This is a genomic window from Mesorhizobium sp. CNPSo 4671, assembly GCF_057784245.1.
On the sequence record NZ_JBWLUW010000011.1, the window covers coordinates 138,965 to 163,857 of the forward strand.

The 24,893-nt window shown below is 62.7% G+C and carries 21 protein-coding genes and 1 pseudogene; 13 read left to right on the forward strand and 9 right to left on the reverse strand.

Translation table 11 applies throughout. The features are described from left to right. Positions 1-88: 88 nt before the first annotated feature. Positions 89-916 (reverse strand): MurR/RpiR family transcriptional regulator, encoded by an 828-nt coding sequence (locus tag AC04SF_RS27255; RefSeq protein WP_488480299.1) that lies wholly within the window; start codon positions 914-916, stop codon positions 89-91. Positions 917-1,052: 136 nt separating this feature from the next. Between AC04SF_RS27255 and AC04SF_RS27260 the strand changes: the two genes are divergently transcribed. The 10 genes from AC04SF_RS27260 to AC04SF_RS27305 all read left to right on the forward strand — a co-directional run bounded on the left by AC04SF_RS27260 (position 1,053) and on the right by AC04SF_RS27305 (position 13,524). Then, on the forward strand, positions 1,053-1,871 hold the full coding sequence (locus AC04SF_RS27260; RefSeq protein ID WP_488480300.1) for an N-formylglutamate amidohydrolase: 819 nt from the start codon (positions 1,053-1,055) through the stop codon (positions 1,869-1,871). 22 nt (positions 1,872-1,893) lie between these two features. After that, the gene (locus AC04SF_RS27265; protein WP_096450011.1) at positions 1,894-3,432 is read left to right on the forward strand and encodes an amino acid permease; all 1,539 of its coding nucleotides are present in this window, start codon (positions 1,894-1,896) and stop codon (positions 3,430-3,432) included. Between the two features lie 208 nt (positions 3,433-3,640). Beyond that, complete coding sequence (locus AC04SF_RS27270) at positions 3,641-5,197, forward strand: amino acid permease (protein ID WP_096450009.1); 1,557 nt, start codon at positions 3,641-3,643, stop codon at positions 5,195-5,197. Between the two features lie 88 nt (positions 5,198-5,285). Further along, the gene (locus AC04SF_RS27275; protein WP_488480301.1) at positions 5,286-6,656 is read left to right on the forward strand and encodes a glutamine synthetase family protein; all 1,371 of its coding nucleotides are present in this window, start codon (positions 5,286-5,288) and stop codon (positions 6,654-6,656) included. Between the two features lie 88 nt (positions 6,657-6,744). After that, a complete protein-coding gene (locus AC04SF_RS27280; protein WP_488480302.1) occupies positions 6,745-8,133 on the forward strand; it encodes an aldehyde dehydrogenase family protein in 1,389 nt (462 codons plus the stop codon). 18 nt (positions 8,134-8,151) lie between these two features. Next, a complete protein-coding gene (locus tag AC04SF_RS27285) occupies positions 8,152-9,324 on the forward strand; it encodes an iron-containing alcohol dehydrogenase (protein WP_488480303.1) in 1,173 nt (390 codons plus the stop codon). Between the two features lie 243 nt (positions 9,325-9,567). Beyond that, positions 9,568-10,674, forward strand: coding sequence for an ABC transporter substrate-binding protein (locus tag AC04SF_RS27290; protein WP_096450001.1), 1,107 nt, complete (start codon positions 9,568-9,570; stop codon positions 10,672-10,674). A gap of 66 nt (positions 10,675-10,740) precedes the next feature. Continuing rightward, on the forward strand, positions 10,741-11,655 hold the full coding sequence (locus AC04SF_RS27295) for an ABC transporter permease (protein WP_477220064.1): 915 nt from the start codon (positions 10,741-10,743) through the stop codon (positions 11,653-11,655). After that, entirely contained in the window at positions 11,652-12,443 is a 792-nt protein-coding gene (locus tag AC04SF_RS27300) for an ABC transporter permease (protein WP_095772573.1), read from the forward strand. The genes AC04SF_RS27295 and AC04SF_RS27300 overlap by 4 nt, the downstream gene beginning before the upstream one ends. 16 nt (positions 12,444-12,459) lie before the next feature. Further along, on the forward strand, positions 12,460-13,524 hold the full coding sequence (locus tag AC04SF_RS27305) for an ABC transporter ATP-binding protein (RefSeq protein ID WP_096449995.1): 1,065 nt from the start codon (positions 12,460-12,462) through the stop codon (positions 13,522-13,524). Between the two features lie 104 nt (positions 13,525-13,628). Here the strand turns inward: AC04SF_RS27305 and AC04SF_RS27310 are convergent. Together AC04SF_RS27310 and AC04SF_RS27315 are read right to left on the reverse strand one after the other, a co-directional pair. Further along, positions 13,629-13,737, reverse strand: a pseudogene (locus tag AC04SF_RS27310) (ClpX C4-type zinc finger protein); the annotation flags it as partial. A gap of 50 nt (positions 13,738-13,787) precedes the next feature. Continuing rightward, positions 13,788-14,414 carry a glutathione S-transferase family protein gene (locus tag AC04SF_RS27315; RefSeq protein WP_488480304.1) on the reverse strand — a complete coding sequence of 209 codons (627 nt, stop codon included), beginning with the start codon at positions 14,412-14,414 and terminating at the stop codon, positions 13,788-13,790. A gap of 123 nt (positions 14,415-14,537) precedes the next feature. Between AC04SF_RS27315 and AC04SF_RS27320 the strand changes: the two genes are divergently transcribed. The 3 genes from AC04SF_RS27320 (at position 14,538) to AC04SF_RS27330 (ending at position 18,070) form a co-directional block, all read left to right on the forward strand. Next, complete coding sequence (locus AC04SF_RS27320; protein ID WP_488480305.1) at positions 14,538-16,091, forward strand: cation:proton antiporter; 1,554 nt, start codon at positions 14,538-14,540, stop codon at positions 16,089-16,091. 217 nt (positions 16,092-16,308) lie between these two features. Then, positions 16,309-17,217, forward strand: coding sequence for an endonuclease/exonuclease/phosphatase family protein (locus AC04SF_RS27325; RefSeq protein ID WP_488480306.1), 909 nt, complete (start codon positions 16,309-16,311; stop codon positions 17,215-17,217). A 7-nt stretch (positions 17,218-17,224) separates the two neighbouring features. Next, positions 17,225-18,070, forward strand: a complete 846-nt coding sequence (locus AC04SF_RS27330) for an EamA family transporter (protein ID WP_488480307.1) — start codon at positions 17,225-17,227, stop codon at positions 18,068-18,070. Here the strand turns inward: AC04SF_RS27330 and AC04SF_RS27335 are convergent. The 6 genes from AC04SF_RS27335 to AC04SF_RS27360 form a co-directional block, all read right to left on the reverse strand. After that, a complete protein-coding gene (locus AC04SF_RS27335) occupies positions 18,067-19,290 on the reverse strand; it encodes an MFS transporter (RefSeq protein ID WP_488480308.1) in 1,224 nt (407 codons plus the stop codon). The two genes, AC04SF_RS27330 and AC04SF_RS27335, sit on opposite strands and share 4 nt — an antisense overlap. A gap of 90 nt (positions 19,291-19,380) precedes the next feature. Further along, on the reverse strand, positions 19,381-19,698 hold the full coding sequence (locus AC04SF_RS27340; RefSeq protein ID WP_488480309.1) for a Dabb family protein: 318 nt from the start codon (positions 19,696-19,698) through the stop codon (positions 19,381-19,383). Between the two features lie 75 nt (positions 19,699-19,773). After that, positions 19,774-21,402, reverse strand: coding sequence for a GMC family oxidoreductase (locus tag AC04SF_RS27345; RefSeq protein ID WP_488480310.1), 1,629 nt, complete (start codon positions 21,400-21,402; stop codon positions 19,774-19,776). 12 nt (positions 21,403-21,414) lie between these two features. Continuing rightward, positions 21,415-22,176 (reverse strand): 3-ketoacyl-ACP reductase, encoded by a 762-nt coding sequence (locus AC04SF_RS27350; RefSeq protein WP_488480311.1) that lies wholly within the window; start codon positions 22,174-22,176, stop codon positions 21,415-21,417. Continuing rightward, positions 22,173-23,675: an FAD-dependent oxidoreductase gene (locus tag AC04SF_RS27355; RefSeq protein WP_488480312.1), complete on the reverse strand. Its 1,503-nt coding sequence runs from the start codon at positions 23,673-23,675 to the stop codon at positions 22,173-22,175. The genes AC04SF_RS27350 and AC04SF_RS27355 overlap by 4 nt, the downstream gene beginning before the upstream one ends. A gap of 88 nt (positions 23,676-23,763) precedes the next feature. Further along, positions 23,764-24,879 (reverse strand): ABC transporter ATP-binding protein, encoded by a 1,116-nt coding sequence (locus tag AC04SF_RS27360; RefSeq protein ID WP_488480313.1) that lies wholly within the window; start codon positions 24,877-24,879, stop codon positions 23,764-23,766. Positions 24,880-24,893: the final 14 nt, after the last annotated feature.

Here is a 24,893-nt window from a genome sequence, read left to right on the forward strand (position 1 = left end):
GCAATTATCACGCAATCGTGCACATTAAATCTCGGTAACGTGAACGCGGGACGCGCGGTTGGAGCCGGATGTAATTGGCCAGGACCTGCTAACGCAGGCCTTCCATTTCGCGGATGCGGCGGGCGCCGTCGGCCTCGAGCTGTCTGGTGACGGCGCCGATCAGCGTTTCGGCGACGACGAAAAGCGCGGCCGAGGAATCCCATGCCGACGGCACCGCGGTTCGTCCGGCGATGACGTGGCGGGCAAAACGGGCGATCGGCGACAGCCACTGGTCGGTAAACAGCACGATCTGGACGCCGCGCTGATGCGCCTTCTCGGCGAAGCGGACGAGACTGTCCTGGTAGCGCCTGATGTCGAAGATCACCAGCACGTCGCGCTTGCCCATGTCGATCAGCCTGTCGCGCCACATGCTCTCCTGGCCGGCCAGGTGAAAGACATCTGGCTGGATGACAGCGAGGTGGGCGGCCATGTAACGCGCCAGCGGATCGGTGAAACGGCCGCCGATCAGGAACGTCTTGCCACGCCGGTCGGCAAGCCGCGCGGCGATGTCCGCAAGCTGCTTGTCGGAGAGGTGGCGGAAGGTTTCGCGCATATTGTCGAGCGTCGCTTCCAGCATCGGCGAGACCGTGCCGCCACTGGGCAAGGGCGGGTTGAGCGTGCGTATCGCCGGCGACTGCAGCTGCGCCGCCAGTTCGTCCTGCAGGCTCGACTGGAATTCCGGATAGTTCTGGAAGCCGAGCCGGGCCACGAAACGCAGGATTGTCGGCGAGGAGACGCCGGCTGCGGCCGAGAATTCGGCAACCGTCTTCAGGCCGATCATCGGATAGCTGGCAATCAGCGTCTGCGCCGCGCGCCGTTCGCCGGCCGGCATCGTGCCAAGGCGGTCGGCGATCAGTTCGGCAATGCTGGAAATCATCTTTTCCCCCACCCACTGGCTTGGCCCACGAGATCGCATTTGACAAAGCCGGACAAACTGTATGAAATCATCCATAGGGACGCAATGAGGCAAAATACGTAACATACGATACAGCGCTCCCAGGGGACGGCAGACTATGGAGAAAGCACGGCCCGCCAGCCTTGCATTGTCTGATACCGTGAGGGTGACCAACCCAGGCGGGTCAAGCCCATTCGTGCTTACCTGCGACCACGCTTCCAATTTCCTGCCCGCCGAATTCGGAACGTTGGGCCTTGCCGTCGAGGACCTGTCCCGCCACATCGCCTGGGACCCAGGCGCGCTGCCGGTTGCGTTGCGCATGGCCGAGGCGCTCGACGCGACGCTGGTTGAAACCCGCATTTCTCGCCTTGTCATCGACTGCAACCGACCGCTCGACGCGCCAGACCTGGTGCCGCCGGTCAGCGAGACCACGGCGATACCGGGCAATACCGGGCTGTCGGAAAAGCAGCGCGCGGCGCGCGTTGCACTTTCGTGGCAGCCGTTTCATGCAGCCATCGAGCAGATTGTCGACGGCAGGCTGGCGCGCGGGCAGGAGACCCGCCTGGTTTCCGTGCACTCCTTCACCCCGGTCTACAAGGGCCGCAACCGGCCCTGGCATATCGGCATCATCCACGACGAGGATCGCCGGCTGGCGTCACCGCTGATTGGCGCGCTGAAGCGGCTTGCCGGCGTCACCGTCGGCGTCAACGAACCCTATTCGCCGGCCGACCGCGTCTATTTCACGCTGGAACGGCATGCGCGCTCGCGCGGGCTGCCCTGCGCGATGATCGAAATCCGCAACGATGAAATCTCCGGCGAAACCGGGCAGCGGAAATGGGCGGATCTGCTCACAGGCATTTTTTTGGATCTGGAACCAGAAGAGGCCAAGGGCTCCCGACAACGCGCAATGGGAAAGTCAGTTCAATCGGCCAGCTAAGAACCATAAGGGGAACTCCAGCATGACAACGGATCACACAGAGAAATCGGAGGACGTAAAGATCCTTCACAGTATGGGCTACGCCCAGGAACTGGCCCGCCGAATGAGCGGCTTCTCCAACTTCGCCATATCCTTCTCGATCATTTGCATTCTGGCCGGTGGCATCACCTCATTTCCGCTGGCCATGGGTACCGGCAGCGGTTTCGAGGCGACCGTTGGCTGGGTCATCGGCGGTGTCTTCGCTCTTATCGTCGCGGCCTCGCTCGGCCAGATCGGCTCGGCCTATCCGACCGCCGGCGGCCTCTATCACTGGTCGTCGATTCTCGGTGGACGCGGCTGGGGCTGGGCAACGGCCTGGATCAACCTGCTTGGCCTGATCTTCGTCGTGGCTTCGGTGAATGTCGGCGTCTATCTGCTATTTCAAGGGCTCGTCGCGGGTCCGATCTTCGGTTGGGACACATCGACCTGGGGCTTCTGGCAGCAGACGGCGGCAGTAGTCTTGATTACCGTCACCCAAGGCCTCTTCAATCATCTCGGCATCAAGACGACGACGATGTTGACCGACTTTTCCGGCTATCTCATCCTCGTTGTTGCAGTCGTGCTGACGCTAACTTTCCTGATCTGGGGCGCGCATGGCTTCGATCTTGCGCGGCTGACGACCTTCGTCAACACGACCGGCGATCCCGGTGGTGGCTATGTTCCGACGGCTCGTACGGCGCTCGTGGCCTTCCTGATCGGCCTTCTCTACCCGCTTTACACGATCACCGGCTTCGACGCCTCGGCGCACACCGCCGAGGAAACACACAACGCCCGTGTCGCTGTGCCTAGAGGCATGATCCACGCTGTGCTGTGGTCTCTCGTCTTCGGCTTCGTGATGGCGGTTTCTTTCGTTCTCGCCAGCCCCGATCTGGTCGCGACCGCCAAGGATGGTGGCAACGCCTGGTTCAACCTGTTCAACAACCTGCCGGCGCCAACCTGGCTGAAGGCTCTGCTCGGCATCGCCATCGTGCTGTCGAACTATCTGTGCGCGCTGGCCGGGCTCACTTCGACCTCGCGTATGATCTTCGCCTTTTCGCGTGACGGAGGTCTGCCTGGGTCGTCCTTGTGGAAGCAGGTTTCGCCGACCTGGCGCACGCCGGTGCCTGCCATCTGGCTCGGCGTGGTGCTCTCGATCGCCGCCACGCTCTATTCGCCGGCTTTCGCGGCGCTCGCTGCCGGTTGCGCTCTTTTCCTTTACGTCTCCTATGCCATGCCGATCGCAGCCGGACTTCTTGCGGAGGGCAAGAGTTGGACTGAGTTCGGTCCGTTCCGTCTCGGCGTCTGGTCAAAGCCGTTCGCGGTCATCACCGTGCTCGGTGTCCTGGTGTTGATGTATGCCGGCATCCAGCCTCCCTTCGACATCCTGATCAACTACGCCATCGGACTGATCATTCTGCTCGTGGTTCTATGGTTCGGCATAGAATCGCGCCGCTTCAAGGGTCCGCCGATCGGTGCCGACATTGCTCGTCGCGCGGCGGAGATCGCGGCTGCGGAAAAAGCGGTCGGCCAGACAGCCGGCTAACGGCAAGGCAATATCGCCCGATCGGCTCAGGCCGATCGGGCACCCCGTCGACCATCAGTTTTCAGTTTGAAAGATGTTATCAAGTGGCCGGGAATTTCTTGTCCGATCCGTTGAAGAAAAAGTTTCCGGCGAGGGGATTTACGCCGTGCTGGCCTGCATCGTCGGTATGCAGGACCGGTCCAGCAGAGAACCATAGGGGAATTCCGAGATGACAACACCCGGTTATACAGATTCAGACAAGGCGGAGGACGTAAAACACCTCCACAGCATGGGCTATGCCCAGGAGCTGGAGCGGCGTCTCAGCCGCTTTTCGAATTTCGCGGTTTCCTTCTCCATCATCTGCATCCTGTCGGGCGGCATCAATTCGCTGGCGCAAGGCACGTCGGGAGCCGGCGGCATCGGCATCGGCGTCGGCTGGCTGGTCGGCTGCTTCGTGTCGCTGACCTTCGCCGTCGCCATGTCGCAGATCAGTTCGGCCTATCCGACCGCCGGCGGCCTCTATCACTGGGGCTCGATCCTCGGCAATCGCGGCACCGGCTGGGTCACGGCCTGGCTCAATCTGCTCGGCCTGATCACCGTGCTCGGCGCCATCAATGTCGGCACGTGGACGTTCTTCATCGGCGCCTTCGGACCGGCGCTCGGCATCGAGGGCACGCTGACCAACCAGATGATCTTCCTGGTCATCATCACCGGCGCCCAGGCGCTGATCAACCATCTCGGCATCAAGCTGACGGCAAAGCTGACCGATTTTTCGGGCTATCTGATCTTCTTCGGTTCGATCCTGATCGCCGTGGTTTGCCTGATTTCGGCCGAACATTGGGATTTCAGCCGCCTGTTCACCTTCCATAACTACTCGGGTGACGCCGGCGGCGGTGTCTGGCCGTCGGTGTCGAATGCCTGGGTGTTCGCACTCGGCCTGTTGCTGCCGATCTACACGATCACCGGCTACGACGCTTCCGCGCACACATCGGAAGAAACCATCAAGGCGGCCTCTTCCGTGCCGCGCGCCATGGTGATGTCGGTCGTCTGGTCGGCGATCTTCGGCTATCTGTTCCTCGCCGCTTTCGTATTGATGATCCCCAACATGGACGATGCCGCCAAGCAGGGCTGGAACGTGTTCTTCTGGGCTTTCGACCAGCGTGTCAGCCCCGGCGTCAAGGAGTTCGTCTATCTCGTCGTGTTCGTCTCGCAGCTGCTGTGCGGCCTCGCCACGGTGACGTCCGCCTCGCGCATGATCTTCGCCTTCTCGCGGGACGGCGGCTTGCCGGGTTCCTCGGCGCTCGCCAAGGTCAGCCCGACCTACCGCACGCCGGTGGCGGCGATCTGGACGGCGTCGATCCTGTCGGTGCTGTTCGTCTGGGGCTCGACGCTGGTTTCGGTCGCCGGCACCTCGGCCTACACCATCGTGGTGTCCTGCACCGTCATCTTCCTCTTCTTGTCCTTCACCGTGCCGATCGTGCTCGGCATGCTGGCCTGGGGCACGCCGAAGTGGGACAAGATGGGGCCGTGGAACATGGGGCGCGGCGTGTTCATGCTGTTCGCCTTCCTGTCGATCGTGTCGATGATCCTGATCTTCGTCATCGGCATTCAGCCGCCGAACGACTGGGCGCTCTACATCACCGTCGGCTTCTTCATCCTGACGGCGATTGTCTGGTTCGCCTTCGAGCGCAACCGCTTCCAGGGGCCGCCGCTCGGCGACATCATCGCCGCGCGTCAGGCGGCGATCAAGGCAGCGGAACAGGCGGTCGGCGAGACCGGCCACTGAGCCTCAACCTTCACAGCCATGGCCGACGTCAAGCCGGCCATGGCTTCGTTTCTCCCTTTCAATGACCAAGCGCTGGAGTGCCAAAGGAATGGCCGGAAATTTCTCGTTCGATCAGTTGAAGAAAGCGGTCTCCAGCGGTGAGATCGACACGGTGCTGGCCTGCATCGTCGACATGCAGGGCCGGCTGGCGGGAAAACGGTTCCTGGCTCAGTACTTCGTCGATTCCGCCCATGATGAAACGCATGGCTGCAATTATCTCCTGGCCGCCGACATCGATATGGAGCCGGTGCCCGGCTACAAGGCGGCAAGCTGGTCGAAGGGCTATGGCGACTTCGTCATGAAGCCGGACCTAGCCACGCTGCGGCGCATTCCGTGGCTGGAAAAGACGGCACTTGTGATCTGCGACGTGCTCGACCATCACACCCATGACGACCTGCCGCATTCGCCGCGCGCCATCCTGAAGAAGCAGGTGAAGCGGCTGACGGAGCGTGGCTATATCGGCTATTTCGCTTCCGAGCTCGAATTCTATCTGTTCAACGAGTCCTATGATTCCGCCCGCAAGAAGCACTGGCAGGGCCTCGACACGGCCTCGCCCTATATCGGCGACTACCAGATCGGCATCACCACCAAGGAAGAAGGCGTCATGCGCCGGCTTCGCAACGAGATGGAAGCCGCCGGCATCCCGATCGAGAACTCCAAAGGCGAGTGGGGTCCGGGCCAGGAAGAGATCAATGTGCGCTATGCCGAGGCGCTCGACATGGCCGACCGCCACGTCATCCTGAAGAACGGCGCCAAGGAGATCGCCGAGTCCGAAGGCAAGGCGATTTCCTTCATGTCCAAGTACAATTACGGGCTCGCCGGCAACTCCAGCCACATCCACAATTCGCTGTGGAGCGCTGATGGCAAGACGGCGCTGTTCTTCGACAAGAAGGCGGACTGGACGCTGTCGACGCTTGGCCAGCAATGGGGGGCGGGTCAGCTCAAATACGCCAAGGAGTTCACCTGGTTCCTGGCGCCCTACATCAACTCCTACAAGCGCTTCCAGGCCGGTACCTTCGCGCCGACCAAGATCATGTGGAGCGAGGACAACCGCACCGCCGGCTTCCGTCTGTGCGGCGAGGGCACCAAGGGCATCCGCATGGAGTGCCGCATCGGCGGCGCCGACCTCAATCCTTATCTCGCCTTCGCGGCGCTGATCGCCGCCGGCCTTGCCGGCATCGACGAGAAGCTGGAGTTGCAGAAGCCGTTCGTCGGCGATGCCTATCAAGCCTCGCGCCTGCCGGAGATCCCGAAAACGCTGCGCGATGCTACCGAGACGCTGGCCAAGTCGAAGATGCTGAAAGAGGCGCTCGGCGAGGATGTGCTCGAACACTATGTCCACACGGCAAGATGGGAGCAGTTCGAATACGACCGCCGCATTACGGATTGGGAACTGCACAGAGGTTTCGAGCGGTACTAAACTACGTCGGCGTCGCCCTCCCTTAGCCATCGTCTGAATGGCGGGCGACGTCAAAATCAAGATTTCATGAAGTGCGAGGACTGAAGGAATGACCGAAACGGTCAAGTTGATATCTCCCATCGATGGCTCGATCTATGCGGAGCGGCCCATCGCTACAGACCAGGCGGTCAATGCCGCTGTCGAGCGCGCCAAGGCGGCGCAGGAGAAGTGGGCTGAGACGCCGATCGTCGAGCGCGGCAAGTACATGCTGGCGATGCTCGAAGCGCTGGTGGCGATGACCGACGAGATCGTGCCGGAGATCGCCTGGCAGATGGGGCGTCCGGTGCGCTATGGCGGCGAGTTCGGCGGCGTCAAGGAGCGCACCAATTACATGGTCGAGATCGCGGAGGCGGCGCTAAGGTCGGTTCCCGCCTCCAACCCGAAGGACGGCTTCCGCCGCTATGTGAAGAAGGATCCGCTCGGCGTGGTCATGGTGATCGCGCCGTGGAACTATCCCTACCTCACCGCCGTCAACACCATCGTGCCGGCGCTGATGGCCGGTAACGCCGTCATCCTCAAACATGCGGCGCAGACGCTGCTGGTCGGCGAGCGTTTTCAGCAGGCCTTCGACAAGGTCGGCCTGCCCAAGGGCGTGTTCCAGAATGTCGTGCTCAACCATGCCCAGACCGAGAAGCTGCTCGGCTCGGGCAAGATCGACCATGTCAATTTCACCGGCTCGGTCGGCGGCGGCCGCGCCATCGAAAAGGCGGCGGCGGGTACGTTCATGACGCTCGGCCTCGAGCTTGGCGGCAAAGATCCGGCCTATGTGCTGCCCGACGCCAAGATGGATCATGCGGTTGCCAATCTGGTCGACGGCGCCTTCTACAATTCCGGCCAGTGCTGCTGCGGCATCGAGCGCGTCTATGTGCATGAGAAGGTCTATGACGAGTTCGTCGAGGGCTTCATCGCCGAGACCAAGAACTATGTCGTCGGCAATCCACTGGAGCAAGCGACGACGATGGGGCCGATGGCGCAGGCGCGTTTCGCCGACCTGATCCGCGAGCAGAAGGCCGAGGCACTGCGCAAGGGCGCCAAGGCGCACATCAACATGAAGGTGGCTAACGACAAGGCCGGCTCGCCCTATCTGGCACCGGAAGTGTTGACTGAAGTCGACCATCAGATGAGCGTCATGCGCGAGGAAAGCTTTGGCCCGATCGTCGGCATCATGAAGGTGCGCAACGACGAGGAGGCGATCGCGCTGATGAACGACAGTCAATACGGGCTGACAGCTTCGATCTGGACCAGAGATACCGAGCACGCCGTGGCGATCGGCAACCGCATCGAAACCGGCACGGTGTTCATGAACCGCTGCGACTATCTCGATCCGGCCCTGGTCTGGACCGGCGTCAAGGACACCGGCAAGGGTGCGGGACTGTCGGCCATCGGCTACGACAATCTGACCCGCCCGAAATCCTTCCACCTGCGCGAAGCCATCTGATTTTTCGAAAGACAAAAAATGTCCAAGCTGATCTCCAAATGGAACTACCCCACCACCGTCCGCTTCGGCGCCGGGCGCATCAAGGAACTGCCTGAGGTGCTTGATGCCACCGGCATCAAGCGGCCGCTCTTCGTCACCGATCCGGGGCTGGCCAAGCTGCCGGTCGTCGCTTCGACGCTGAAGATCCTTGACGATGCCAAGGTGCCCTATGGCGTGTTTTCCGAGGTGAAGCCAAACCCGGTCGATTCCAACCTCACTGCCGGCATCGCCGTGTTCAAGAAGGGCAAGCATGACGGCGTCATCGCCTTCGGCGGCGGCTCGGCGCTCGATCTCGGCAAGCTGATCGCCTTCCAGGCGGGTCAGACGCGGCCGGTGTGGGATTTCGAGGATGTCGGCGACTGGTGGACGCGCGCCAATTCGGACGCCATCGCGCCGATCATCGCCGTGCCTACCACGGCAGGCACCGGCTCGGAAGTCGGCCGCGCCGGCGTCATCACCAATGAAGAAACGCACACCAAGAAGGTCATCTTCCATCCGAAGCTTTTGCCGGCGATCGTCATTGCCGATCCGGAACTGTCGGTCGGCATGCCGGCTTTCATCACCGCCGGCACCGGCATGGATGCGCTCGCCCACTGCCTCGAAGCCTATTGCGCGCCCGGCTATCACCCCATGGCCGACGGTATTGCGGTGGAAGGTGTTCGGCTGGTGTTCGAAAACCTGCCGAAGGCCTATGCCAACGGCAAGGACCTTGTCGCGCGCGCCCATATGATGAGTGCGGCGGCCATGGGCGCTGCCGCCTTCCAGAAGGGACTGGGCGCCATCCACTCGCTGTCGCACCCGATCGGCGCGCTCTACGACACCCATCACGGCATGACTAACGCCGTGTTCATGCCCTATGTGCTGGCCTTCAACCGTGACGCCATCGAGGAGCGTATCGCCCGGCTCGCGGCCTATTGCGGCATCAAGGGTGGCTTTGACGGCTTCGCCAAGGCAATCATCAAGCTGCGCAAGGAGTTGAAGGTGCCGCACGCGCTGCCGGGCCTGATCAAGGGGCTCGACATGGACAAGAAACGCAAGGCGCTGATCGCCGACATGGCGGTGGTCGATCCGACGGCGGGTGGCAACCCGGTCAAGCTGACCAAGAAGGCGGCGCTGGCGCTGCTGGAAAACGCCATTGCCGGTACGATCTGAGACGTTTTCGGCATAGGAAATTGATCTGAAAAAGGGGTACAAAAACAAGGGGAGGGGATGAAGGGCAAGGCACAAACTAATTAGCCGGAAAAAGAATTGCGAGGCGATTGCTACAACCGGTTAAAAAGAGTTTACTTTTTCGCACTGCGAGCAGCCGGTTTCATAAAGCTTTCATCTGGCTGTCACATGAAAACGATACCGCATCGCAGGCGTCCAACGGCGTCAGTTCAACGGAGAGAACACATGTTCAAATTCACGGGGAAGGTGCTTTCCCTTTCGGCCGCGACCCTTATGGTGTCGTCGGTGATTTCGTCCGCGGCTTCGCTGGATGATCTCGTCAAGGCCGCGAAGGCCGAGGGCCAGCTCACCACCATCGCCCTGCCGCACGACTGGTGCGGTTACGGCGACGTCATCGCCGGCTTCAAGGCGAAGTATCCGGAAATCACCATCAACGAACTCAACCCCGATGCCGGTTCCGGCGACGAGGTCGAGGCGATCAAGGCCAACAAGGACAACAAGGGCCCGCAGGCGCCCGACGTCATCGACGTCGGCTTGTCCTTCGGTCCGTCCGCCAAGAAGGACGGCCTGATCCAGGCTTACAAGGTGTCGACCTGGGACTCGATCCCCGACAGCGCCAAGGATGCCGACGGCTTCTGGACGGGCGACTACTACGGCGTGCTTTCCTTCCAGGTGAACAAGGACCTGGTGAAGACGTCGCCGACGGACTGGGCAGATCTCCTGAAGCCGGAATTCGCCAACTCGGTTGCTCTTGCCGGTGATCCGCGCGCCTCGAACCAGGCCATCCAGGCGGTGTATGCCGCTGGCTTGTCGACGGGTGCAGCTGCCGGTGAAGCTGCCGGCACCGCTGGCCTCGATTTCTTCAAGAAGCTCAACGCCGCCGGCAATTTCGTGCCGGTCATCGGTAAGGCCGCGACGCTGGCCCAGGGCCAGACCCCGATCCTCGTCACCTGGGACTACAACGCGCTCGCCGGCCGCGACACGCTGAAGGGCAACCCGCCCGTCGACGTCGTCGTGCCGAAGACAGGTGTCGTCGCCGGTGTCTACGTGCAGGCGATCAGCGCCTACGCGCCGCATCCGAATGCGGCCAAGCTCTGGCTGGAATACCTGTATTCCGACGAAGGCCAGATCGCCTGGCTGAAGGGCTATTGCCACCCGATCCGTTTCAACGATCTCGCCAAGAACGGCAAGATCCCGGCGGACGTGCTGGCCAAGCTGCCGCCGGCTGAGTCCTATGCGGCCGCGGTGTTCCCGACGCTCGACGAGCAGGGCAAGGCCAAGGAAGCCATCACCAAGAACTGGGACGCCGTTGTCGGCGCCAACGTCAAGTAACAGTTGAGATCCACCGGGCGGCTTCACGGCCGCCCGGTTCTTTCTCTCGAAGACGGTAGCCGGCGCATGACCGATATCTCAATGTCCGACCACGCTGTTTCCGGGAAGACCGCGCCTCCCGCCGAGGCGCGCAGCATGAGGCTGCCGACGCAGTGGCTCGGTGTAGCGCCCTTCTTCATCTTCGCCATCATGTTCCTGATCCTGCCCACGCTCTATCTGATGCTGGGCGCATTCCAGAACGATGCTGGTGAATTCACACTCGAAAACATAGTTGCATTGGCGCAGCCGTCGATCGTTGCCGCCTACTGGATTTCGATCAAGGTCAGCCTTGCTTCATCGCTGATTGGCGCCTTTGCCGGTTTGGCCATTGCCATTGCCATCGTGCGTGGCGGCCTGCCAGACTGGATACGCTCGGCGACGCTGACGTTTTCCGGCGTCGCCTCGAATTTTGCCGGCGTGCCGCTGGCCTTCGCCTTCCTTGCCACACTCGGCCGGCTCGGCCTTGCGACAGTGATTCTGAACACGCTGTTCGGTCTCAACATCTACGCGCATGGCTTCAACATCCTGTCGTTCTGGGGACTGACGCTGACCTATGTCTACTTCCAGATTCCGCTGATGGTGGTCATCATCGTGCCGGCCATCGACGGGCTGAAGAAGGAATGGGGCGAGGCCGCCGCAACGCTGGGTGCGACCATGTCCCAGTATTGGCGCATGGTGGTCATTCCGGTGATCTGGCCGAGCTTCCTCGGCACCGTGATCCTGTTGTTCGCCAATGCTTTCGGCGCCATCGCCACCGCCTATGCGCTGACCGGCTCGTCGCTCAACATCGTGCCGATCCTGCTCTATGCCCAGATCCGTGGCGACGTGCTGCACAATGCCCATCTCGGCTATGCCATCGCCTTCGGCATGATCCTGATCACCGGTCTTGCCAATGTCTTTTACATCTGGTTCCGAACCCGTTCCGAGAGGTGGCTCAAATGAAGGCTGGCAGGTTCTGGGCCTGGGTCGTCTTCGCGCTGGGCGCGGCCTATTTCTTCATCCCGCTGATCGCGACGGTGGAGTTTTCCATGCGCATGCGCCGCGGTGCCTATTCCTTTGATGCCTACAAGGTCGTGCTGGGCGACGCACGCTTCCAGGCGACATTCGGCTATTCGGTGCTTGCCGCCGTTTTCACCATCATTCTCGGCGTACTGATCGTGGTGCCCGCAGCCTACTGGATCCGGCTGCGCCTGCCGCAGCTGCGCCCCATCGTCGAGTTCATCACCTTGCTGCCGCTGGTCATCCCGGCCATCGTCATCGTCTTCGGATACATCAGAATGTATGGCTCGAATTCGCCGTTGCCGTTCCTGGCGACCGACACAGGCACCAATGCCTTGTTGGTTATCGGCTATGCCACACTGTCGTTGCCCTATATGTACCGCGCGGTGGATACAGGACTTCGCACCATCGACGTGCGCACGCTGACGGAAGCGGCGCAGATTCTCGGCGCCGGCTGGGGGACGATCGTCACCCGTGTTATCCTGCCCAACGTGTTGATCGCGGTGTTGTCGGGTGCGTTCCTGACCTTCGCGATTGTCATTGGTGAATTCACTATGGCAAGCCTGCTCAACCGGCCGGCCTTCGGCCCGTATCTGCAGAACATCGGCGCCAACCGCGCCTATGAACCGGCAGCGCTTGCTATCATTGCCTTCGCCATCACCTGGGGTTGCATGTCGCTGATCCAGATCCTGTCTCGCTTCGCGCCGAAATCGGCGAACCGCCCGAACTGATCGAAAGAACAACATCATGGCCGACCCGTTCCTCTCCATCCAGCACGTTCGAAAATCCTTCGGCGCCACCACGGTGGTGGAGGATTTCAATCTCGACGTTGAACGTGGTGAATTCGTCTCTTTCCTCGGACCATCCGGCTGCGGCAAGACAACGGTGCTGCGCATGGTCGCGGGCTTCGAGGAGCCGAGCGCCGGCAAGATCGTCGTTGGCGGCAAGGACATTACGAGGCTGAAGCCCAATCAGCGCAATGTCGGGATGGTGTTCCAGGCGTATGCGCTGTTTCCGAACCTGACCGTGGCGCAGAACATCGGTTTCGGCCTGAAGGTCGCCGGCATGCCCAAGGCGGAAATCGACGCCCGTGTCACCGAGATGCTGGGTATCATCAAGCTGCCGCAAATGGCTGACCGTTACCCCTACCAGCTCTCGGGCGGCCAGCAGCAGCGCATCGCGCTGGCGCGTGCGATCGCACCGAAACCGAAGCTGCTGCTGCTCGACGAGCCGCTCTCGGCGCTGGATGCCAAGGTGCGTGTCTCGCTGCGTGAAGAAATCCGGTCCATCCAGAAGAAGCTCGGCATCACCACCATCTTCGTCACCCATGACCAGGAAGAGGCGCTGTCGATCTCCGACCGCATCGCGGTCATGTATGGCGGCAAGGCCGAGCAGGTTGGCACGCCGTTCGAAATCTACAACCGCCCAGCGACCAAGTTCGTCGCCAATTTCGTCGGCACATTGAATGTGCTGGAAGGCACTGTCACCGACGCGGCGGCTGGCACGGTGCGGGTCAATTCCGAACAGGTCTCGCTGAAGGGCAAGCTCAACGGATCCAAGTCCGGCGATACGCTGTCGCTGGCGCTGCGGCCGGAAGCGATTTCGCTCGGCCGTCAGCCCGGTCGCGATTCCAGCCTGTCCGGCGAGATCTCCGAAGTGCATTTCCTCGGCTCGGTGATCCGCGTTCGCGTCGGCATCGGCGGCAACACGGTGTCGCTCGACACGTTCAACAGCCCGGCGACACCGCCGCCCGCCGTCGGCGAGAAGGCCGAGATTTCGTTCTCATCGGACGACATGCTGGTCTTGCACTGATCTCGCCTGGCGGCGCGTTCAATATCGAGAATTCGAGGGTAGCGTCGTCAGAAACTGGCGATGCTGGTCCAGCCAATCGGGATTTTGGGTTGCGACGATCTCGACGCACATCTGAACACATTCATTGCAAATGAAGGCGTCTGGGCCTGCAATTATCTGTAGCACCTCTGCTTGGGATTTTCCACAAAACGAGCAGTGCGGTTCGGGTGCCATAGCGCAGTCCTTCAAGCCTTCCTGCAGACTGCAGATAGATCTTAGACCCTTCAAGCCGGCGCGATGAAGGGCTGCGAGATCTCCTGAAAGACCACCAGCGCTTCCATCCGCGTGGCGTGAGTGTTTAGCGCCGGAAAGTCGGCCAGCGACACAAGCCCTGGATGCGCCTCGCCGATGAAACGCAGCACGGCGGCGACCACGATGTCGGCATGGCCGATGCGGTCACCGAACCAGTAAGGTGTCGACCGCTCGGCACGATCGGCTTCCAACACGGCAAGCACGGTCTCGATTTGCGTGCGGCAGCGCCCGGCCCAGACGTTGGAGACCTTCTCGTGCAACCGCTTCTCGTAAAACAGGCTGACCGCCTTGTCGCCGAGCCCGGTGGCCAGGGCTGAGATTTTCAGCGCCTGATGACGCAGCGGTTCCGCTGTCGGAAACATCCTCTTTTCGCCCGAGACGAGGCCGTCGAGGTAGTCCAGCATCAAATGGCTTTCGATCAGCACCTCGCCATTGTCCAGCACCAATGTCGGCACCCGCGTCAGCGGGTTGTAGGGCCGAATCTTGTCGGCATCGCCGAAGGCCGACCACGGACGGTGCTCGAAGGGTATGCCATACAGGGTCAGCGCGATGCCGACACGGCGCACGAAAGGCGAGTCATATTGGCCGATGAGGATCATACCGGTCTTGTACGGCAGGAGGCGGTTGAGGCGTACGGCCAGAGGGCTTGAGTTTGATGGCCAATCCACCGCATCCTGCACGAATATTTGCACCGGCACTCCGTCCCATTGAAGTAACCGCCCATGGCTCTTTTTGAACTCACCCTTATCCTGCTTTTGACGGCCGTTGCGCTGACGGCACTGTCGCGGCGGCTGGAGGTTCCCTATCCGTCCCTGCTGGCCCTGGCCGGGGTCGCCATTGCCTTCGTGCCTGGCGCGCCGATGATCGAGATCGATCCGGAACTGGCGCTTGCGCTGTTCATCGCGCCGGTGCTTCTCGATGCCGCCTATGACACCTCGCTGCGCGACCTGAAGCGCTACCGGCTGTCACTGCTATTGCTGGCGCTTGGCGCCGTGGTCTTCACCACTGTCGTGGTTGCCTTCGTCGGCTGGAAGATGGCCGGCTTGCCGATCGCCGCGGCAATCGCGCTCGGCGCGATCGTCGCGCCGCCGGATGCGGTGGCGGCATCGGCCGTGCTCGGGCAATTCAAGGTGCCTCACCGCATCACCGCCATCCTGCAGGGCGAAAGCCTGCTCAACGATGCCACCGCGCTCTTGATCTACCGGCTGGCGGTTTCGGCGGCGCTCGGCTCGATCATGCTGAGCAACGCCATTCCGGTGATTCTGCTGTCAACGATCGGCAGCCTGATCGCCGGTTATCTGCTTGGCCGCCTCTCGCTCTTGACGCTTACCCGGATCGAGGATGCGGCAAGCAGCACCGTGGTGCAGTTCGCCGGGACATTCGGCGTGTGGATCCTGGCCGACAAGCTCGGCCTTTCCGCCATCATCACCATCGTCGTCTACGCCATCACCCTTGCACGCAGCGCGCCGCGCCGCATGTCGGCGAGACGCCGTGTCAGCACCTATTCGGTCTGGGAGTCGGCAGTGTTCGTCCTCAACGTGCTGGCTTTCGTGCTGATGGGCCTGCAGGCGCGATCGATTGTCGGCCGGCTTTCCGGCGAAGGGCAGGGTGAGGCCTTTCTTTTCGCAGCGACGGTGCTGGTCGTCGTCATCGTGGCACGCCTCGTCTGGGTGGCGAGTTATGTTGCGATCATACGATGGTTTGCCCGCTTCGGCGGCGAAGACAAAAAGCGGGATTTGCCGACCTTTGGCGGCGCCGTGCTCGTCGGCTGGTGCGGCATGCGCGGGCTGGTGACGCTGGTGGTGGCCATCGCGCTGCCGGCCGGCTTTCCCGGACGTGACCCGATCGTGCTTGCCGCCTTCGCGGTGGTTCTGGGCACGCTGGTGCTGCAGGGGATGACGCTTAAGCCTTTGCTGCGGATACTCAACTTCGATCCCGACAGGACAGTCGACAATGAGGTGGCGCAGGCGCGCGTCGCCGTCATGCAGGCGGCACTCGACGTGCTGAGCCGCAAGACCTCGGCCGCGGCGGCTGTCGTGCGCGAGCAGTACGAGGCTCAGCGTGTCGTTGCGGAAAACCCGGAGGACGCTCAAGCCGCGACCGAATACGACCGGCTGCGCCTCTACGCCATCAACCGCCAGCGCGACACGCTGGAGGAATTGCGCAGCAACGGCACGATCGGCGACGAGGCCTATCACCGGCTGGAAGAAGAGATCGACTGGGCAGAACTGGCCGCGTCGCCTGCGGGCCGGTTCCAGCCGCTGACGACCTATTAGGACGGCTCATCGTCAGACCTCAGCCGCCGGTGTCCCTAAGGCGCCTCGCGGCGTTTTCCAGCGTGCGGAGGATACCGGAGCGGTCCGGAATCGGTGCATGATCGCGCAGCAGCGTCGGGGGGGAGGGCTTCTGGCACAAGCCGGTTCCATTCTCCTGCACATTGCAAGCAATCCACTGAGCCGCTACTGCCATCACCAAAGGTGAGCCGGGTAAGCAATGAAGCTGGTCAGCTACAACATCCAGTACGGGTTCGGCAGCGACGGCCGCTACGATCTTTCGCGCGCCGCGCGGATCGTCGACGGCGCCGACATCATTGCCCTGCAGGAGGTCGAGCGGCACTGGGAGCGCAGCAATTTCGACGACCAGCCGGAACTGCTGTCGCGCCTGCTGCCCTGGTATCACTGGGTCTACGGGCCGGCCTTCGACATGGATGCCAGCGAGCGGCGGGACGGCCGCCTGGTCAGCCGGCGCCGGCAGTTCGGCACCATGGTGCTGTCGAAGCTGCCGATCGTCTGGTCACGGCTGCACGCACTGCCGATGCGCCGGACGCTCAGGCCACTCAACACCCGCAATGCCGCACTCGAATGCATGATCCGCACGCCGGCCGGCCCGGTGCGGGTGTTTTCGCTGCATCTCGCCCATATCGCCGCCGAGGAGCGGCTGGAGCAGATCGACTATCTGCTGGCCGAACATCGCCGCGCGCCGTCCGAGGGCGGGCCATGGAGCGGCACTGACGACGAGCCTTCGCGCAACTGGACCAGCGGCGAAGCCGAGCCGGAAAATCCGCTGGCGGCGATCTGGATGGGCGATTTCAACATGGAGCCGGGCAGCGCCGAATATCGCCGCATCGTCGGCAACACGCCCTATCATCGCGGCGCCGCCTATCTCGACGGCTTTGTCGATGCCGCCGCAGTCGCGATCGAACCGGCGGGTGATTTCCACACCCATGAGAAAATCATCGACGGTAGGCTGGCAAAGCGCCGGCTCGACCATTGTTTCGTCGGCGGGGTGTTCGCCGGGCGGGTGCAGTCGGTGGCATCCGACATAGGCGAGGTGGCGTCCGACCATTTCCCTGTCCGGATCGACATCGATCTCGAAACGCCACTCGGCTCGGGAGGTCGATAAGGCCGAAATGACGCTTTTCGTCTTCTTCGCGGTGCTTGCCGCCGCCGCCATGCACGCGATCTGGAACGCGCTGGTCAAAGTCCATCTCGACCGCTTCCTGTCGATCACGCTGATGACGCTCGGCATGGGCGCGGCCGCACTGGTGGTGCTGCCCTTTGTCGAATTCCCGAAGGCCCAGGTGTGGCCCTACATCATCGCCTCCGTCATTTTCCACATGGGTTACCGCACCTTCCTGATCGGCGCCTACCAGGCCGGCGATTTTGCCCAGACCTATCCGCTGGCGCGGGGCACGGCGCCGTTGCTGGCCGCGATTGGCGGCATGTTCGTTGTCGCTGAGGTGCCGGCGCCGCTTGCCATTGTCGGCATCCTGCTGTTGTCGGCCGGCACGCTGGTGATGTCGTTTCGCGGCGGCGCGCATCTGGAAAAGCTCAACCTGCGCGCCGTCGGCTTTGCTTTCGGTACGTCGGTCTTCATCGCCAGCTATACGCTGTCCGACGGCAGCGGCGCACGGCTGGCGGCGACCGCGCAGAGCTATGCCGCCTGGCTGTTCATCTGCGATGCCTTTGGCGCGCTGGTGCTGTGCCTCATCTTCCGCGGGCCCAAGGCGCTTCCGGTTCTGGCGCGCGACTGGAAGGCCGGGCTGTTCACCGGCGTGCTCAGCGGCGCGGCTTACTGGATCGTGATGTGGGCGATGACCAAGGCGCCGATCGCCTCGGTGGCGTCGCTGCGCGAGACCTCGATCCTGTTTGCCATGCTGATCTCGGTCTACGCGCTCGGCGAGAAGATGACGGGCTGGCGCGGCGCCGCCGCGCTCAGCATCGTTGCTGGAGTTATTGCGCTCCGGATGGGTTAGCCCTGCTCCAGAATCGTCATCACCTGGCCGCGCCGTTCCGGACTGAAGCGGATGACGACGATGATGCAGACCGCGACCACGCCGGCGAAAAGCGCCAGCGCATAGCCGTAGCTGCCTCCGGCGGCTTCAGCGATGCCTGCCTGGTAGGGACCGCCATAGGACGCGGCGAGATTGCCGGCCTGATAGATGAAGCCGGGCAAGGTGGCGCGCACCGCGCCGGGCGACAGTTCGTTGAGATGCACTGGGATGACGCCCCAGGCGCCCTGGACCGCGATCTGCATGACGAAGGCGCCGATGGCGAGCATGAAGGGCGTCGAGCTGTAGGCCCACAGCGGAATAGCCGGCAGAGCGATCAGGCAGGCGAGGGTAATGGCGTTGATCCGGCCGATCTTCTCGGACAGCGCGCCGAATGTCAGGCCGCCGACAATGGCGCCGAGATTGGCCACGATGGTGATCCAGCTCACTGTGTGCGGATCGAAGCCGTGCTGCTTCTTCAGGAAGGTCGGGTAGAGGTCCTGCGTGCCATGGCTGAAGAAGTTGAAGAACATCATCAGCACGACGGCATAGAGCGCCACGCCCCAGTGCTTCTGCAGCGTTTCCAGCAGCCCCGGCCTAACGGATTTCTGCGCTTCGACGAAGGCGGGCGATTCCGGCACGTGCGAGCGGATGAAGAGCACGATCAGCGCCGGCACGAAGGAGAGCAGGAACATAGCGCGCCAGCCGATGGTGTAGCCGCCGATCGTCTGCTGGTAGAGCAGGCCATAGACCACCGCCGCCAGGAGGTAGCCTGCCGGATAGCCGCATTGCAGGATGCCCGAGACCATGCCGCGGGCGCTTGGCGGGATGGATTCCATGGCGAGCGAACTGCCGAGCCCCCATTCGCCACCCATGGCGATGCCGAACAGCGCGCGCAGGGCCAGAAAGATGCCGAGATTGGGCGAGAAGGCGGCGAGCGCGCCGATCACCGAATAGCTGACGATGTTGAGCATCAGGATGGGCTTGCGCCCATATTTGTCGGCGAGCATGCCAAAGAAAAACGCGCCGATGAAGCGCGTCGCCAAGGTCAGGAACAGTGCCTTTGAGACTGCCGGGACATCGGTGTGGAATTCACTCGCAATATCGGTGAGCAGGAACGTCAAAAGGAAGAAATCAAAAGCGTCGAGCGTCCAGCCCAGGAACGAGGCCAGAACGGTTTTCTTCTGCTCGGCAGTGAGATTCAAGGCGTCCTCCTTTGGTGCCCCCAAAGGAACGATATGTCGCCCTGCTTGCAAAAGAGAACAGCGATCAGCCGGCTTTCGAAGAACCGGCGGTCACTTTTTCGTAAGATCGAGATCGATGACCATCAATCCGTCGGTGCCGTCCTCAAGTGCGGCAACCAGCCTTGCGCCGGCGCGCTGGTGAGCTTCATGCACGAGATAGGCGTCGCGTGCCGCGATATCGCGGAAATCGATGGTGAAGCCATGGCTGAAGCCGCGCGCGAAAGGCTCCGGGCTGACATTGGCGCTGAAGTGGACGGTGTCCATGCCGTCGATAACTGAGCGCAGCGCTTCCAGGTCGGCATGGATCGCCGCACGCTCGCCCTCGGGGACATCGCCGCGAAACCGGACGAAGACACAGTGCCTGATCATCTTCTCTTCCCTTATCTCCTTTGTTTCAGAGCAATTCCGAACGGAAAACCGTCTCACACTTTTCCTGGAATTGCTCTAAGCAGCCCGGTTGCCGGAAAACACCGCCGGCGGCAGTGGTTCGCGGCCGAGGATCAGGTCGGCGCCTTTTTCGCCAACCATGATGGTCGGGGCATTGGTGTTGGAGGAGGGGACGCGCGGCATGACCGAGGCGTCGCAAACGCGCAGACCTTCGATGCCGCGCAGCCGCAAATCCGGCGTCACCACGGCCATTTCGTCATGGCCCATGCGGCAGGTGCCGACGGGATGATGGTCGGTCTTTGCCGTGCGGCAGGCGTAGTCGAACAGTTCGTCGTCGGTCGCCAGAGATGGACCAGGCAGGACTTCGCGCAGCACGTAAGGGGTAAGCGCCTTCTGCCGCATGATCTCGCGCGCCAGCCGCAGGCCCTTGATCGACATGGCGCGGTCATAGGGATCGGACCAGTAGTTGGGATCGATCAGCGGGTGGTCGGCCGGGTCGGCGCTCTTCAGCCGCACCGTGCCGCGCGAGCGCGGTCGCAGGAAGGCCGAGTTCAAAGTGACGCCGGGATTGTTCAGCTTCTCGACGCCGGCCTCGATGCCGGAGCCCAGGCCGAGATGGAACTGGATGTCAGGCGAGGCGGCCGTCGGGTCGGCGTACCAGAAGCCGCCGGTCTCGAACAGGCTGGAGGCGACCGGCCCCTTCTTCAGTAGCAGATATTGCAGGCCGGCCCAGGCCGTGCGGTGCAGCTTGGCGTAATTGTCGTAAGTGTGGTCGCCGGTGCATTCGGCGATGACGAACAGATCGAGATGATCCTGCATGTTGGAGCCGACGCCGGGCAGGTCGTGCACCGGGGTGACGCCCACCGTCTTCAAGTGGTCGGCGGGGCCGATGCCGGACTGCATCAACAGTTTTGGCGAGCCGATGGCGCCGGACGAGACGATCACCTCGCGCTCCGCGCGCAGGATTTTCTTCTCGCCGCCGGGCCTGTCAACGACCTCAACGCCGGTCGCGCGGCCTTTCTCGACGACGACGCGGGTCACCAGCACGTCGGTTCTGACGGTGAGGTTCTTGCGCGCGCGTATCGGCTTCAAATAGGCGACCGAAGCAGACGAGCGCCGTGCGTCCTTCTGCGTCAGCTGATAATAGCCGACGCCTTCTTGGGCAGCGCCGTTGAAGTCCGGATTGAAAGGGATGCCCATCTCCTGGCCGGCGCGGAAATAGGCCTCGCAGATCGGCAGCGGCGAGATCGGGTTCGACACGCCGAGCGGGCCCTGGTCGCCATGAAAGTCGTTGGCGTAGCGCTGGTTGTTCTCTGCGCGTTTGAAATAGGGCAGCACGTCACGGTAACCCCAGCCGGCGAGGCCCTCTTCCTTCTCCCAGGCGTCGTAGTCGCGGGCGTTGCCGCGCGTGTAGATCTGGGCGTTGATGGAGGAGCCGCCGCCGACCACCTTGGCCTGCGTGTACCAGAAGACGCGGTCCTTCATGTTTTTCTGCGGCACGGTCGACCAGCCCCAGGACGCGATGCCCTTGGTCATCTTGGCGAAGCCGGCGGGCATATGGATGTAGGGATGCCAGTCCTTGCCGCCGGCCTCCAGCAGCAGCACTGAATTCGAGGGATCCTCGCTCAGCCGGTTGGCCAGAACACAGCCGGCAGGACCGGCGCCCACGATGATGTAGTCGGTCATTGTCTCATCCACTTACAGCCGCGGCACGGAGAGCGCGCCGTCGACATTGATGATCGAGCCTGTCGAAAAGCCGAGCTTGCCGGCGGCCAGCGTCGCCACCACCGCGCCGATGTCGGATGCTTCGCCCCAGCGTTTGGCCGGCACCAGTCCGCTGTCGATCAAGGCATCGTATTTGGCGGTCACGCCTGCCGTCATATCGGTGCGAATGATGCCTGGCCGGACTTCGAACACGCCGATGTTTTCAGGGGCGAGGCGCAGCGCCAGGTTCTTCACCCACATGGAAAGCCCGGCCTTCGAGATGCAATATTCGGAGCGTTCCGGCGAGGCCATTTCGGCGCTCACCGAGGTGATGGTGATGATCGATTTTGGGTGATCGCCAGGGGCCGCAAGCATCGCCTTGGCGACGGCCTGGCTCAGGAAGACCGTGCCGCGCAGGTTGATGTTCAGCGCGCGGTCGAAATTTTCCGGCTTCAGCTCCAGAAGGTCGCCGCGCACGACGGCGCCGACGCCGGCATTGTTGACGAGGCAGTCGATGCGGCCGAAGGCGCGCATGGTGGCATCGACGGGTGCGGCGTGGCTGTGGAGATTGGCGATGTCACAGCTGACATAAGCGAATTTCGCGCCACGCGCTGTGATTTTCTCGGCGAGCCCGTCAGGCGCCTGTTCGGCAAGGTCGGCGACCAGAATGTCGAAGCCGGCATCGGCCAGCGCCTCGGTGCAAGCCAGCCCAATGCCGCGCGCGCCGCCGGTGACGATGGCCGCGGGGCGGGTCATGCGGCCAACTCTGTCTTGCGGATATGATCAGCGACGCGCAGCGCCTGCGCGGCGATCGACAGCGCGGGATTCACGGCGGCTGAGTTCGGCAAGAAACTACCGTCGACGACGAACAGGTTCTGGTGGTCGAACGACCGGCAGAACGGATCGAGCGGGGAGGTTGCCGGATCGTCGCCCATTTTCACCGTGCCGCATTGGTGCGATGGCGTGCGCTTGTCGAAGGGGCGCGACAGCACGATGGGATAACCGCAGGCGCGGAAGTTCTCGCGCATCACCTTGGTCAGCCCGTCAAGCGATTGCATGTTGGAACGGCGCCACTGCATGACGATGTCCTTGCCGTCGACCATGATGCGGCTTTCGGGATCGGGCAGGTCCTCGCACATCAGGTACCAGTCGACGGCGTGGCCGGCCATGTAATCCAGCACGAATTTCGGCATCGTCTTCACATTGGCCTTGAGCATGTTGCCGTCGATCTTGCCGAGCAGTTGGACGTTGCCGAGCGGTTTGCCGCCCTTGCCGTCGGAGAGATAATAGTCGTTCAGCATCAGCGTTTTCTGGTAGACGGCATCGTTGCGGCGGCGCGGATCGATGGCCAGCATGGCGCTGGAATTGTGGTTCATGAAATTGCGGCCGACCTGGTCGGAGCGGTTGGCGAGACCCTTGCCATCCGATGAGGGCGAGCGCAGGAGGATGACGGCGGAATTGACCGCGCCGGCCGACAGGATGACCAGTTTTGGCGTGACTTTCTTCGCCTCGCCATTCTGGCGGTAGTGGATCGCGACGATGCTTTTGCCATAGGGCGCCGCCTCGAGATACTCGACGTAGCAGCCGGTCTCGAGCCGGATGTTGGTGTCCCTGAGCGCTGCCGCCAGTGGTGCTGTCTGGGCGTCCATCTTGCCCTGGCCGGTGTTGGGGAAAGCGTCCCAGCCGGTACGGCCTTCCCTGAGCCAGGTGTCGATGTCGACGCCGAGCGGCAGTGAGGCCGGATGCAGGCCAAGCCCCTTGAGTTCGGCGCGGGCTCGCGCGATCGGCGCCTCGTCAGGCACCGGCTTGAAGGCGTAGGGGATCGAATGGAACGGTTCGGTCGGATCTTCGCCCAGCGCGCCGCGCACACGAAACAGCTGCTCGGCCCTGGAATACCAGGGCTCGAACTCTTCGTAGGGAAACGGCCAGGCGGGCGAGACGCCACCAAAGTGCTCCATGGCCGAAAAATCTTCCTTGCGGTAGCGGATCAGCACCGCGCCGTAGAATTTCGAATTGCCGCCGACATAGTAGTAGTTGCCGGGGTTGAAGGCAGCGCCGCCGGCCTCGCGCCACATCTCCTTTGGCCGGTAGTGGCCGTCGACGAAGATCGAGCGCGTGTCGCGGGCATGCGGGGTTGCCGGCAAGGGTTCGCCACGCTCCAGCATCAGGATCGAGGCGCCGCTGCCGGCCAGACCGGAGGCGATCGTGGCGCCGCCAATGCCGGAGCCGATGATGACGATGTCCGGATTTGTCATAGCCTAAATCGCGTCCTGACGCGCTTTAGGTTTTTGTTTTGATGCATGTCGTTGCCCCAAAACCGGATCCACATTTGGGCGACATACATTAGCGAATGCGGTTCTCGGTCGCCGGATCGAAGAACACCGCCTTGGTCAGGTTGAAGGCGAGCGGCGTCACCGTGCCCGGCTGGATGTTGGCGTCGGCGCGCAGCCGCGCCACCACGCCCTTGCCGCCCAAATTGGTGACAGCGAACGTATCGGAACCGGCCGGCTCGACGACCTCGATGTGCAGGTCGGCGGTGGCAATGTTCGAGGCATTGCGCTCGGCGCCCTCCGGGTCGGTCAGCGCTTCCGGCCGCACGCCGAAGATGATCGGCTTGCCCTGGAATGCCGACAGGCCCGCCGGCGCGTTGGCCATCGGCAGCGTGATCGGCTCGCGCGCCTCGCGCTGCAGCACGACCGACAGCGCATTGCCCGATGTGGCGATGGTCGCCGGGATCAGGTTCATGGCCGGCGAACCCATGAAGTCGGCGACGAACAAATTGGTGGGGTTGTTGTAGATTTCGGCCGGGGTGCCGAACTGCTGCACCTCGCCGTCGCGCATGACGGCGATCTTGGTGGCCAGCGTCATCGCCTCGATCTGGTCGTGGGTGACGTAGACGATGGTTGTGCCGGTCGTGGCGTGCAGGCGCTTGATCTCGATGCGCATGTCGACGCGCAGCTTGGCGTCCAGGTTGGAGAGGGGCTCGTCGAACAGGAACAGCTTGGGGTCGCGCACCAGCGCCCGGCCCATGGCGACGCGCTGGCGCTGGCCGCCCGAGAGCTGGCTCGGCTTGCGCTGCAGGAGGTGGCCGATCTGCAGGACCTTGGCCACCTTGTCGATCGCCTTCTGGCGCTCGTCGGCCGGCACGCCGCGCATCTCCATGCCGAAGGAGATGTTCCCGGCCACCGTCATGTTGGGGTAGAGCGCGTAGCTCTGGAACACCATGGCGATGTCGCGCTTGGACGGATGCAGATCGTTGATGGCGCGGCCGTCGACGCGGATCTCGCCCTCGGTGATCTGCTCCAGGCCGGCGATGGTGTTGAGCAGTGTGGACTTGCCGCAGCCGGACGGGCCGACCAGCACCAGGAAGCCGCCCTTTTCGAGCTCGACATCGATGCCCTTCAGGATCTCAACATTCCCGAAGCGCTTCTTCAGCCCGTCAATTTCCAGAAAAGCCATGGTCGTTCCTTCTG